This is a genomic window from Paraburkholderia sediminicola (assembly GCF_046026855.1).
GTDB classification, from domain to species: Bacteria; Pseudomonadota; Gammaproteobacteria; order Burkholderiales; family Burkholderiaceae; genus Paraburkholderia; species Paraburkholderia sediminicola_A.
Genome location: NZ_JAQQET010000040.1, coordinates 78243 through 90354 on the forward strand (window position 1 = coordinate 78243; position 12112 = coordinate 90354).

Here is a 12112-nt window from a genome sequence, read left to right on the forward strand (position 1 = left end):
CACTCACGCGAGATTTTCATGGCGACGATTACCCCTCACTCTGCATGCGGATATCCTGCCAGTGCAATGGGCGAAACTCCTGCTCAACCTCAACAACGCGATCAACGCACTGTCGAACCGGCCGCTGAAAGAAGAGCTCTCACAGCGTGCGTATCGGCATTGCCAGGCTCTCGCACAAACCGAAGCGCTCGCACTACTCACCCTATCCGGCATACGGCCGGCCAGGTTGACATCACTCCCCGCCAACTGGATCCCCCGTCTCCTGAACACACCCGATGCACTGTTCGAACGACTCGCCGGGAAGATGCTGGCAATCGATCCGTTGGCGCGCTCCTCAATGTCTGATGACCTGGCAGAAGGACGCGTGACGGAAATCGACTGGATCAACGGCGAAGTGCTGCGTCTGGCCGAACGCTGCGGACAGCGCGCGCCGGTGAATGCGCGTCTGTGCGCGCTGGTGCGCGCGGCCGAACAGCGTGCAGTTCGTCCGGCGTGGTCAGGAGAAGCGTTGCTGACGGAACTGCTTGCGGCCCGGGACGATCGGACTGACCTTTCTCCATGACAGGCATGAGGCCAAACCTGGCGGCATCATCGCCGCGCGACTGTCGCGACAAAGCCTGCGCCCCTAAGGGCTACTGCAGATTCCGTGTGCGGGCGCATTGGAGTCACGGTGGCCAGGAGACGGTCGGGGCCGGCGACTACGCCGTGACTACGATGTTTTCGTTCTCTACGCCTAAATGTGTTTCCTGCAAAAGGCGCACGAACAGGTCCGTGCTCGGCGCAAGTTGCCTGTCTTCGACTTGTACAAGTGAAAAGAGCGTTGTGTAGTTGAGTTCCTCCGCGTCTTGAACAGGCACGAATCGCCATCGCGCGTCTAGCGACTCCGCATAGTGCGTTGGGAGAAATCCTGCAAAACAGCCGCTCGCTAAAAGCGTTGCGACCGCCTCCAGGCCTACAGATACGCCATGCCGTGCGATGCCGAGACATTCCACCAGGCGAGACGTGTGAGGGTCCCGTTCACGCACAATCAACTCGTAGCCATGCGCCAGCAGGCTGCTGAGAGTTGGCGGTGGGTCATCGGTCTGAGCAACGTACAGCTTGAACACTTCTTTAAAGAGTGCCATGCATCGAAGGTGCACGTCACCGACCATGGTACCGGTCACACCACGTGTGGTCCCCGTAATGGCAAGTTGAAGTTGTCGATCGGCGAGTTTCGCAAGAAGGTCAGACGGGAGGTGTATCGACAAATGGACGGTTACGTCTGGCGCAAGCTGTCTGAACCTGGTCAGTGTTGTCACAAGTTTGCATTCGGGATTGGTCAGGCAGTTATCGGCGATACCGATATGCAAGCTGCCTGTCATCACGCTGCGCGCACGATTGAGTTCGTGGCCAATCATCTGCAGGGTATCGTGCGCGTTAATTGCGGCTCGCAGCACCGCGCGCCCGAATTCTGTTAATTCAAAGCCACCGGGGCCCCTGAAGCACAATCGCGCGCTAAGTCGGGCCTCCAGCGCAGCCAGTTGACGGCTAATCGTCGACCTGTCCATTCCCAATTCCGTCTCGGCAGCAGCGAGACCGCCAGCCTCAGCGACCGCGCGGAAGATTCTAAAGAGCCGCAAGTCGCCCTCGCCAATCGAAACGCCGTTAGCCGATGTGTCGGGCTTTGACCCAACATTGAACGCAGCTGCACTGGAGTGGTGCGAATCATGGACGAGTTTCATGCGTTCCTCCCTACTTCCCGCAGATGCAAAGACAATGCCAGAGAGCACTGCGGTTTGAAGGTTGCGCGACTTGCACGCATGGTTATTTTGGCGGCACTCCTTCGCATTTATTCGACCTCCTAGACTGGGTTCACTTCTCAATCGCCATCTCCAGGAGAGAACATGAACCTGCCGCTCACCGTACCACCCCGCGCTGCACATCAAAGTTTTCTGTATTCGCCTATCCAGACCGACCTTGACAAGCTTGAAGCACATGTTGCAATCATGGGGCTGCCCTTCGGGAGCGCCTACGATGCCAGAGCCATCTCAAATGACCAGATTCACGCACCCGACGCTGTGCGGTCAGTCACGGACCGAGTGTGCCGGTCACTAGAGCGCTACGACTACGATGTCGGCGGCCCAATCTACGACGGACGCGCGCTGAAAGTGGTCGATGTCGGCAATGTCCCAGCCGACTTCAATGACCTCCGCAGCCACTATGCACGCGCCGAACAGGCAATTCGCAAGATTCTCGCAAAAGGCGCGCTGCCCATCACCATCGGAGGCGACCACGGCATCACGACGCCGGTGCTGCGCGGGTTCGCGGACGAAGGCCCAATCACCATCGTGCACGTGGATGCACATCTCGACTGGCGCGACAACGTGAACGGCGTGCGCGATGGTTTGTCGAGCCCGATTCGTCGCGCGTCGGAGATGCCGCACGTCAAGGACATCTTTCAGATTGGCATGCGCGCACAAGGCAGCGCGCGTCCTGAAGAAGTTGCCGCGGCCGCCGCATATGGCTCGCATATCGTGCCCGCTTTCCAGGTGCACGACGAAGGCATCGACTCCGTTCTCGCAATGATTCCGGACGGAGGCCGCTACTACCTCACTATCGACGCCGACGGGCTCGACCCGACCGTCATGCCGGCTGTCGAAGGTCCGGCGCCAGGAGGTCTCACCTTCCACCAGGTACGCAAGCTCATTCACGGCCTGGTGCGCAAGGGGCGCGTCGTGGGCATGGACATCGTCGAAATTACGCCCTCAATCGACGTGAACATGATTTCCTGCATCACTGCAGGACGTCTTATCGTCAATCTGATTGGAGCCGCGGTCCGAGCCGACTACTTCGATGTGCCGCGCGTCTGAGCAAACACCTTCTTCGCCACAATACCCCCGGGAATATCATGATGCATATTTCAAGAAAGGCTCGTGCGAGCATCGCAGCCACACTTTGCACAGCCTTGCTGGCGATGTCGCATAGCGCGCTCGCCGAAACGACACTGGAAAAGATCCGGCGCACAGGGACGGTGACGGTCGGTACCGAAGCCGCGTATCCACCCTTTGAGTTTGTGCAGAATGGCAAAATTGTAGGATACGGGTCCGACATTCTTGCCGAGGTCGTCAAGGAACTGCACGCCAGACTGGTTCAGATGGACCTTCCGTTCCAAGGCATTCTGCCCGGTGTGCTGGCCGGCAAGTTCGATTTCGTCGCTACGACAGTAGGCATCAACGAGGAGCGCGCGAAGCGGTACGCGTACACGCTACCGATTGCCGACGGCATGCCCTATCTCCTGGACCGAAAGGGGGAGTCTCTGAAGGCGGCCGACCTGAACGGCAAGGTGGTCGCGACGCAGCTTGCCTCGTCGACCGAACCCGTCGCTCGAGCGCTGGATGCAAAGCTCAAGGCTGCAGGAGGCAGCGGGTTCAAGCAACTCAAACTCTACACATCGTTCCCTGATACCTACGTCGCCTTGTCGAATGGCGAGGTCGATAGCGTTGTCCAGTCGTTGCCGAATCTCGCGGTGCTCGTCAAGCAACATCCGGATGATTTCAGGCTCGGCGGTCCTGTCCAACTCGACGGCGCCTACACCTATCTCGCGTGGGTGACGCGTCCCGAAGACAAGGACTTGCGCGACTTCATTTCGGGCGTCATTCGCAAGATGCGTGACGACGGCCGCCTCGGCGCACTACAGAAAAAGTGGTTCGGCTACGAGATGAAGATTCCCGACAGTGGCTACCTGCCGCCCGGCGCAATTTAGTCCTCGCAGAGGAGCAGTGCGATGAAATTTCACATCGACTATCTGTGGTCCGTGCTGCCCGCGCTCGCTTCGGCGGCGCTGACGAATCTTCGCCTCGCTGCAATTGCTATTTTGATGGCCCTTGTGCTCGGCACAGCTTTGACCATATTGCGAGCAGCCAAAATTGGCTGGATAAACAGTGTCATTGCTGTAGTCATTAGCTTTGTGCGTGGCACGCCATTGCTCATCCAGATTTTCATCTTCTTCTATGTACTGCCCGCGGCGGGCCTGAATCTAAGCGCACCGACCGCCGGCGTCGCAGCGTTGGCCTTCAATAGCATGGTGTTCGTCAGCGAGATTTTGCGCGCCGGCCTTGGAACGCTCGACCCGGGTCAAGTCGAGGCGGCGACGGCCCTTGGGCTGCGCCCAGCATCAATCTGGCGATACATCGTCCTGCCGCAGGTGCTGCGCCGTGCACTGCCCGTTCTCGTTAATGAAGCGTCGATTGTCGTTAAGGGCACGGCACTACTGTCGGTTATTACCGTCGTGGATGTTCTGCGCACCGCGCAGCAAATCGCGGCCGAATCGTTCCGTCCTTTTGAAACCCTGCTCGGTGCTGCGTTGATGTTCGTGCTCATCAATCTGATGCTCAACGCGGGCGCGCACATCATCGAGCACAAGGTCGCATTGCGCTCCTGAGCGCGCCACCGGGATTGCACCCATGAAATTCGACCCGTCTATTATTGTCGACAATGCGCCGCTCTTTCTGCATGGCGCATTACTGACGCTTGAAATCTGCGTCTGCGCGCTCCTGATCGGCTACTTGATGGGAATACTGCTGGCGCTCATGCGTATTGCCCCACAACGGCTGCTGCGTCTGCTTGCGGGTGGGTGGATTACGCTTATTCGCGGTGTGCCTTTCATCATTCTGCTGTTCGTCGTGCACTACGGACTGCCGTTCGCCGGCGTGCGTTTGCCGTCAATCGTCACCGGCACTGTCTCGCTCGCAACATTTGCGAGCGTGTATTACGCCGAGGTTATTCGCGCGGCCGTGGAGGCTCTGCCAACGGGACAGTATCAGTCAGCGCGTGCAATCGGCATGTCGCCATTCCAGGCCACGCGCCATGTAATCGTGCCGCAAATCCTGCGCGCGCTCGTGCCGCCGTCCACAAACGTGACACTGACGATGATGAAGGAGTCTGCCGTGCTCTCGTCGGTGACGGTACCTGAACTCAGCTACCAGGGCTTAATCGTGCAAGGAAACACCTTTGCACCATTCGAAGTGTTCGCCGCTGTTGCTGGACTCTACTGGCTTATAGCCATTGCCACCGCGGAAGCAGCTCGATGGCTGGAACGCCACACGGGCGGAGCGCAAGACGTCCGCATCGCACGAAACGCGCTTGCCGAGCGCTACCTATCTCTCGAAAAACGGGGCGTGCAATGAGTGCAGGCGGAATTGCGCTACGTCTATCAGCGCTTCAAAAACGATATGGCAACACGACTGTGCTCGACGACTTCTATCTCGACGTGCGGGAGGGTGAAATTGTCGCCTTGCTTGGACCGAGCGGTTGCGGCAAGAGCACCCTGCTGCGCTGTGTGACCTGGTTGGAACCGCCCGACGACGGCTTCATCGAGGTCGGCGGCAAGCCGTTCGGACGAACGCGCGTAGGCGCTGGCGTTATCGAAAATCAGTCGCGCACGGCGATCGACAGGATGCGGCCAAGCATCGGGCTTGTCTTTCAGCAACTGAACTTGTGGCCGCATATGACGGCGTTGGAGAACGTCGTCCGTGCGCAGTGCGTGGTGCTCGGCCGGCCGCGGGCAGAAGCAGAGCGCCGCGGAGAATCACTGCTGTCACGGCTGGGACTTGGGGCGTTCGCAAAACGGCCAGTCCATTCACTTTCGGGAGGACAGCGTCAGCGTGTGGCAATAGCGCGTGCGCTCGCGATGGACCCCGCCGTGATGCTGTTCGACGAGCCGACTTCCGCGCTCGACCCCGAACTCGTCGGCGAAGTGCTGGCATTGTTGAAGACCCTTGCTAGTCAAGGGACGACGATGCTTGTCGTCACACACAGCGTCGGATTCGCGGCAGCGCTGGCAAATCGAATCGCGTTTATGGAGGGCGGGCGCATTGTCGAGGAAGGTGCGCCTCAATCATTGCTTGCCTCGCCCCGCACCGAACGTCTGCGCGCGTTCCTTCAACATGCCGCGCCAGAGCGCCTCGGGACTGTCGCTCCAGTGGCGGCCGGGTAGCCCTTTGCCCTACCTCATCACTCAATCGAAACCTCGGGTTCACAGGAGCCGTTCAGCTATGCAGCGTGTAAATCGACCCTATGTCGGAATTCCGTCCTTCCTTCGCTCGCGGATTTGCGAGGACCTGACTAAACTTGATGCGGCGATAGCCGTGTTCGGCGTGCCCTTCGACGAAGGTTCGCCGTTCTTTCCTGGTTCGCGGATGGCGCCACGGTCGCTGAGAGAACACTCACTGCGTTTTGGCGGAGGCGAGGGTGGCTATTTCGACCCGCGCACCCGCAAGCAGTATCTCGTCGAAGAAATGCGCAATGGGCTAATCGCCGACGTCGGCGATGTCGACATCCATCCGACTAACGTCGAGCGTACCTTCGAGAACATCACCGGGATGACGCGCGGGATTCTCGAGCGTGGCGCCATGCCTGTGGCGCTAGGTGGCGACCACTCAATCACCGACTCAATCTTCCGTGCTTTCGACGAGAAGCTGCACGTCATTCACTTCGACGCGCACACTGATTTCGCGACCTTCGAACATGATATGGAGCACACAAACGGTCACGCGTTCCGACATGTCGCCGCGTTGCCCAACACGTTGAGCCTGACGCAGGTAGGCATCCGCAGTCTTCGGCACGCGCCCGCCCACATCGAAGATGTGTTCGCCTCAGGCAACCGCGTTGTTCCCATTAACGAGTTCCGTGACCTCGGACCGGAAGGCATCGCGGCGCTGCTGCCGGAGGGGTCCCGCGTATATGTCAGCATCGATGTCGACGTCATGGATATGTCGTTGACGCCAGGCTGCGTCTCTGCGGAACCGGACGGCATGTCGTACGCCGACTTGCGGGACTCCTTGAAAGCCATTGCAGTACGTCACGATGTCGCAGGTTTTGACTTTGTCGAGGTCAACCCGCTGCTCGACGCGCGCACAGGCGTCACTTCATATCTCGGTGCACTGACGGTCGTCGAGTTTCTCGGCAACATATGTGCGCAACCCCGTTGGGCTGCAAGGCGGCTGTCGCGCCCACGCTGATTTCGACGAAATCGCGCCGTAAAACTGCTGAGACTGTCGGGCGAATGTGGGGTCGCGGGGAACCAGCGCCCGCTAGCAGTTACCGGCTCAACCGCAAACGAGGTTGCTTTGGCGCCAGGGATGGCCATATTCAACGCTTCCTTTTTACGCATGATGCCCGGAGAAGGTGCGTGCTCCTGAATCCATTCACTGATGCGGTGCTTGGTCGTCGTTCATGCGGACTCGCGGCAGCGGAAACTCTGCTGGTTCCCAACTTGCTTGTTATGAGCATCGGAGGACACGCCATGCATCTAGCCCCTTTTGTAACGCCAGAACTTCTTCTAATCGAGCAGTCGATGAATAGAGAGTTTCTTGACGACATGCATGGCGCGCAGCAAGTCTCCGAGCCAGGAATAACGAAACGAGAAACAGTAGGAAACGCGAGATGGTACGCTCGCGCTTTTTCATGGCTGAAGCTGTAAGGTCTATCTTGACAGCAGAAACGGCCTCCTTCGCAGCCGGAGACTTCGTCGCGACAGCCTTCTTTCCCGCAACCCCGGCGGTACAGAATGAAGAAGCCTCACGGCACTGAAGCCATCAAAGCCGGAGCAACTCTGCTTTCATCCAGTCGTGAACTGCGCGACTCAATTCCTGTTGCGACGTGTCCTGGGACGGGAATGCTGGACCGATGACAACGTCGATGTGCCCCACCCCAACGGGCCACCCTTTCGCTGGCCAGACTTTTCCGGCGTTGTGGACGACTGGGACGACCGGAGCGCCAGTCGCGCAGGCGAGACGAATACCGCCCGACGTCAGTCTCAACGGCGCACCGTGCTGCACCCGGGTGCCCTCCGGGAATATGACCACAACGTCGCCCTTTGCCAGCCGCCCGGCACACTCCTGTGTCACGGCCAGGTGAGCCTGGCGGGGCGAGCCACGATTCAGGCTGACCATATCGAGGCCGCGCAGCACCCATCCGAAGAACGGAATACGCAGAAGGTCTTCCTTAAAAACAAAGCTGATGCGTCGCGGCAATAGCGCGAGAAATGCAAGCGTCTCCCATGTGGATTCGTGACGGCACAAGATGATGGAAGGACCTTCCGGAAGGTGCTCGAGTCCTTCCACCGAGCATGTGATGCCGGGTAACCACCGCATCACGGCAACCATCGCACGACACCACTGCACAGCAAGCCAATAACGGCCGGCCCTCCCGACGAATGGGAAGAGCGCCAGTATCCCTATTGAATAAAGTGTCCCACTGCCGAGAAGGTAGACAATGAAAAGCCATTTGATGAGCGTGGGGCGCATGGGAAGCAGAATAAAGGGGGGGGGCTGGCAGCGGGAGGTCCCGCCGCTATGAATAGAGACTGCGCGGCAGCGCGATACGTTCGCGCGTTGGCATCGCTCCAGTGGCCTCGCGTAGCAGAAAGCGCCACTGCGGTTTGACAGACTAATAATATCTGACTCGTGGATGATTGAGCGGGAGAACAGCGATACTGCCGGTGCGGGAACTGTCAGCATCTGTGACGGTCCTCTTATGTAAGCAAAACGCTTGTTCAGAAAAAAGCGTCTACCTCAATCTGCTCACGCTAGCGGCGCAACGCTCGATTTTTCATTGGAGATTTATGTACAAAGGCATACTGGCCACTTTGTTGGTCGCAACCACGATTCTGGCGCTGCCCACCGAGGCCAGCGCGCGTCCGCGCATGGAATGCCGGCGTGTCTGGGTTCACGGCCATCTTGTTCGCAGATGCAGGCCGCTGCCGCCGCCTCGGCGACATCATCGACCGCCCCCAAATCGTCGGCCGCCGCCGCCTCGCTACTGATTACCGATATGCCGTGCAGGAACGCCGTGCAGCTGACTTTGATGGTGGGCCCGTCGAGTTTCGACGGCAAGACGACCTCGTGCTAATAGCAGTCCCGGAGAGTGACTGTGCGTTGGCACTCGAACTCTATCGCTGCATTAAACGCAGGGAGGACGAACGTCGGTGAGACTAGAGCGTCGAATATTTGCGCGGGACCTCCGCTTAGCCGCTCCAGTCACACCGAGCCAGTATCTGAATCCAACGCTGCCAGCGAGCCATCTGCGCCTAGCTGCTGCCATGCCTTTTCCCAATACTCCTGGGAACGCCCGTCGGGACTTCCTTCTTTCTCCCAAAGATAGAACGCGAGCGTACGAATTTGCACTTCGGTAACAGGTACATCCATTTTCAATCTCCAAAAAAATACCTTCAACTGGTCAGGGCATTTTCGCCGTGCTCAATCGAGTCGACCGTTCGAAAAGGAATCACCGCACGGTGCCCGGCTTCCGAATGCCAAACCACCCATTCATGCGTGATCTGCGACAACGGCTAACCTCTTTGCTGGCGACGACTGCTTGCTGCGATTCGCGCGACCATGGGAACCAGGCGAGGGTTGAACACAGGAATTGAACCAGCACGACTTCCCGCTCGAGCAACTATTGCATCAATGGTGACTCGTGCGACCGCGCGTTGTGCCTGCCTGGCGAAGTGTTTCATCCGCCGGTCGCTGACCGGATGCCGCGCCCATACTAGCGCTGCGAACCAACCGATAACCGTCCATCCCAGCAGGATGTTCACCATGGTCACCGCAAAGGCGTCTTCGCGTTCTCTCGCGTCTGCAATCATTGCAGGCACCAGATACAGCATCAGCGCACCCAGGAACACTGCGCCCTCGATAATCTTCAACATTTCGACACCTCGCTACACCCTCTGTCAGCAGACGACCTTCAGATTAGTGGCCTGCGTACACACGACCAATAGACTCGGAAGGTTGACGGCTGCCAGATTCCGAAGATGACGCAACTACGCCGCCGTACGAATCATTAACGGAGCCAACCGCATCGTTGCGTTCGGCTGCAACGGTTTGCGCATTCTGGCCTCGCTGTGACGCTGGCGCGCCCACCGAAGGGCGGTAGAAAGGTGCCGGGCCATAGCCGCTGGCAAATGCAGGCGCAGCGATAGTGGTAGTAGCTGCGATGAGCAGAGCTGCAAGAAGTTTGCTTTTCATGACGAATCCCAAATGCGATTTATAGGAGCGCCACAAGTCGGATAAGACCCGCGCCGCTGACAAGACTCAGTTTAGGCGGCGCCTATCTTTTTTCTATGCCAATAGCGTGAAATCACAATTGCTACAGTGCGAACAATACGGCCCCGCTACGCCCATGCTGGGTTCGCGGGTATCCCTGTTGAAGGAGGTCTACGACGGAAGTCCGCGCTGCCCTCTGCGCGCCAATGAACGCAGAAGCGTATGCTGCTTTAAATCATCAGGAGACGACCATGAGCCTTGCAGGCAAGACACTATTCATGTCCGGTGGCAGTCGCGGCATCGGACTCGCGATTGCACTCAGAGCCGCACGCGACGGCGCGAATATCGTGATTTGCGCAAAGACCGCGGAGCCAGACCCGCGTCTCGAGGGTACGATTCATACGGCGGCTGCCGCTGTTGAAGCGGCTGGCGGCAAGGCGCTCCCACTTGTTGTGGATATCCGCGACGAAGAACGCGTGAAAGCGGCAGTTGCCGAGGCCGTTGATTTGTTCGGTGGCATCGATATCCTCGTGAACAATGCCAGCGCCATTCGACTGACTGGCACGCTCGACACCCCCGTCAAACGATACGACCTGATGCATGGGGTCAATGGCAGAGGCACGTTCGTATGCGCACAAGCCTGCCTGCCTCACCTCCTCAATTCGTCGAACCCGCACATCCTCACGCTGTCGCCTCCGTTGGTCCAGGACGCAAAATGGTTTAGCGACTTTCCGGCATACACCATTGCCAAATACACGATGAGCCTGTTCACACTAGCTCTTGCCGGAGAGTTCAAAGACCGGGGTGTCGCTGTCAATTCGCTATGGCCTCGAACAGCTATTGCAACCGCTGCTGTGCGAAATGAGATTGGCGGTAAGGACATGATTGCAGCATGTCGCACGCCTGAGATAGTCGCCGACGCGGCCCACTTTATCCTGACGCGCCCGGCCACAGAATGCTCGGGAAACTTCTTCCTCGACGACGAAGTTCTGCTGGCAGCCGGTGTGCGCGACTTTGCACAGTACGACGTGCAGGCTGGGGCCGCATTGCAAGCGGATTTCTTTGTGGAGGCCCTGCCGGGCATGTTGCCGGCGGACAATATGACGAAGCGTGCATCGCGTAACCCACTCCGCTAAAAAGTTAGAGTGTGCCGATACGGATGCAGTCACACGCGCTGGAATTGCTAACTTCGTTCATACGTAGCAGATCCAGTCCCTGTTGAATCCGGAGGAACCATGAGTCGAACCGAGACAGCTTTGATTGTGGGCGCGGGAATGGGATTGAGTGCTTCGCTCGCGCGACTGTTTGCAGCAGAGGGTATGCAGGTTGCGCTCGCTGCCCGGGACACCAGCAAGCTGACCGACCTCGTCGACGAAACGGGGGCTCTCGCCTTGAATTGCGACGCGAGTCGACCGGACGATGTTAAAGCACTCTTTAACCGCGTAGAGAACGCCTTCGGCGCTCCCGACCTCGTTGTCTACAACGCGAGTGGCCGCTATCGCGCGGCAGTCGAAGACATCGACGCAGAGAAACTTGAGGATGCGCTTAAAGTGACCGCAGTCGGTGGCTTTCTCGTAGCCCAGGCCGCAGCCGTTCGAATGCTGGCGCGCGGCAGCGGCACCATCCTCCTGACCGGCGCTACGGCAAGTGTGAAGGGGTTACCTGGTTCGACGCCATTCGCGATGGGCAAATTCGCGTTGCGAGGGATGGCCCAATCTATGGCCCGCGAACTCGCCCCACGGAATATTCACGTTGCCCACTTTGTCATCGACGGCGGTATCGCCAGTGGCCGGACGCAACCGGACAACGGCGGCACTGACGACAAATGGCTGGACCCTGACGCCATAGCCAGGGAATACCTCCATATTCATCGTCAACATCGCAGCGCGTGGACATGGGAGGTCGAGCTGCGTCCTTGGGTAGAAAAGTTTTGACGAACGTGCCGGCTGAAGAACAGGGAAGGCTCCCCGATACCTTGGACGCATTGGCGCGCGTGGTAGGCGTTGAGACTTGGCAACTGCCGACTTTGTTGCACGCGAAGGGGCGTTTAGTGAATGCCGCAGACCGTGTTGTGCGCCCATAGGACG

At 58.8% G+C, this 12112-nt stretch carries 14 protein-coding genes and 1 pseudogene; 10 read left to right on the top strand and 5 right to left on the bottom strand.

Annotation, left to right across the window (positions count from 1 at the left end; all coding sequences use genetic code 11):
• Positions 1 to 22: 22 nt before the first annotated feature.
• Positions 23 to 562: pseudogene (locus PQR40_RS33105) on the top strand (ketopantoate reductase family protein); the annotation flags it as partial.
• 136 nt (positions 563 to 698) lie between these two features.
• Here PQR40_RS33105 and PQR40_RS33110 read toward each other — a convergent pair.
• Positions 699 to 1721: a LysR family transcriptional regulator gene (locus PQR40_RS33110; protein WP_408510716.1), complete on the bottom strand. Its 1023-nt coding sequence runs from the start codon at positions 1719 to 1721 to the stop codon at positions 699 to 701.
• A gap of 162 nt (positions 1722 to 1883) precedes the next feature.
• On the opposite strand from PQR40_RS33110, the gene PQR40_RS33115 reads away from it, so the two are divergent.
• The 7 genes from PQR40_RS33115 to PQR40_RS33145 all read left to right on the top strand — a co-directional run bounded on the left by PQR40_RS33115 (position 1884) and on the right by PQR40_RS33145 (position 7459).
• Positions 1884 to 2849, top strand: coding sequence for an agmatinase (locus PQR40_RS33115; RefSeq protein ID WP_408233021.1), 966 nt, complete (start codon positions 1884 to 1886; stop codon positions 2847 to 2849).
• Between the two features lie 38 nt (positions 2850 to 2887).
• A complete protein-coding gene (locus PQR40_RS33120; RefSeq protein WP_408389174.1) occupies positions 2888 to 3742 on the top strand; it encodes a transporter substrate-binding domain-containing protein in 855 nt (284 codons plus the stop codon).
• 21 nt (positions 3743 to 3763) lie between these two features.
• On the top strand, positions 3764 to 4420 hold the full coding sequence (locus tag PQR40_RS33125; protein WP_408233027.1) for an amino acid ABC transporter permease: 657 nt from the start codon (positions 3764 to 3766) through the stop codon (positions 4418 to 4420).
• A 22-nt stretch (positions 4421 to 4442) separates the two neighbouring features.
• Positions 4443 to 5165: an amino acid ABC transporter permease gene (locus PQR40_RS33130; RefSeq protein WP_408510717.1), complete on the top strand. Its 723-nt coding sequence runs from the start codon at positions 4443 to 4445 to the stop codon at positions 5163 to 5165.
• A gap of 59 nt (positions 5166 to 5224) precedes the next feature.
• Complete coding sequence (locus tag PQR40_RS33135) at positions 5225 to 5974, top strand: amino acid ABC transporter ATP-binding protein (RefSeq protein ID WP_408233033.1); 750 nt, start codon at positions 5225 to 5227, stop codon at positions 5972 to 5974.
• Between the two features lie 4 nt (positions 5975 to 5978).
• A complete protein-coding gene (locus PQR40_RS33140) occupies positions 5979 to 6998 on the top strand; it encodes an arginase family protein (protein WP_408510718.1) in 1020 nt (339 codons plus the stop codon).
• A 170-nt stretch (positions 6999 to 7168) separates the two neighbouring features.
• A complete protein-coding gene (locus tag PQR40_RS33145; protein ID WP_408510719.1) occupies positions 7169 to 7459 on the top strand; it encodes a hypothetical protein in 291 nt (96 codons plus the stop codon).
• Positions 7460 to 7574: 115 nt separating this feature from the next.
• Here PQR40_RS33145 and PQR40_RS33150 read toward each other — a convergent pair whose 3' ends face one another.
• The 4 genes from PQR40_RS33150 to PQR40_RS33165 all read right to left on the bottom strand — a co-directional run bounded on the left by PQR40_RS33150 (position 7575) and on the right by PQR40_RS33165 (position 10007).
• Positions 7575 to 8285 (bottom strand): lysophospholipid acyltransferase family protein, encoded by a 711-nt coding sequence (locus PQR40_RS33150; protein WP_408233040.1) that lies wholly within the window; start codon positions 8283 to 8285, stop codon positions 7575 to 7577.
• Between the two features lie 732 nt (positions 8286 to 9017).
• Positions 9018 to 9185 carry a DUF2934 domain-containing protein gene (locus tag PQR40_RS33155; RefSeq protein ID WP_408233043.1) on the bottom strand — a complete coding sequence of 56 codons (168 nt, stop codon included), beginning with the start codon at positions 9183 to 9185 and terminating at the stop codon, positions 9018 to 9020.
• Between the two features lie 143 nt (positions 9186 to 9328).
• Positions 9329 to 9688, bottom strand: a complete 360-nt coding sequence (locus tag PQR40_RS33160) for a superinfection immunity protein (protein WP_408510720.1) — start codon at positions 9686 to 9688, stop codon at positions 9329 to 9331.
• 43 nt (positions 9689 to 9731) lie between these two features.
• Positions 9732 to 10007 carry a hypothetical protein gene (locus tag PQR40_RS33165; RefSeq protein WP_408389160.1) on the bottom strand — a complete coding sequence of 92 codons (276 nt, stop codon included), beginning with the start codon at positions 10005 to 10007 and terminating at the stop codon, positions 9732 to 9734.
• Positions 10008 to 10276: 269 nt separating this feature from the next.
• Between PQR40_RS33165 and PQR40_RS33170 the strand changes: the two genes are divergently transcribed.
• The gene (locus tag PQR40_RS33170; protein ID WP_408233052.1) at positions 10277 to 11161 is read left to right on the top strand and encodes an SDR family oxidoreductase; all 885 of its coding nucleotides are present in this window, start codon (positions 10277 to 10279) and stop codon (positions 11159 to 11161) included.
• A 99-nt stretch (positions 11162 to 11260) separates the two neighbouring features.
• A complete protein-coding gene (locus PQR40_RS33175) occupies positions 11261 to 11959 on the top strand; it encodes an SDR family NAD(P)-dependent oxidoreductase (RefSeq protein ID WP_408510721.1) in 699 nt (232 codons plus the stop codon).
• Positions 11960 to 12112 lie beyond the last annotated feature (153 nt).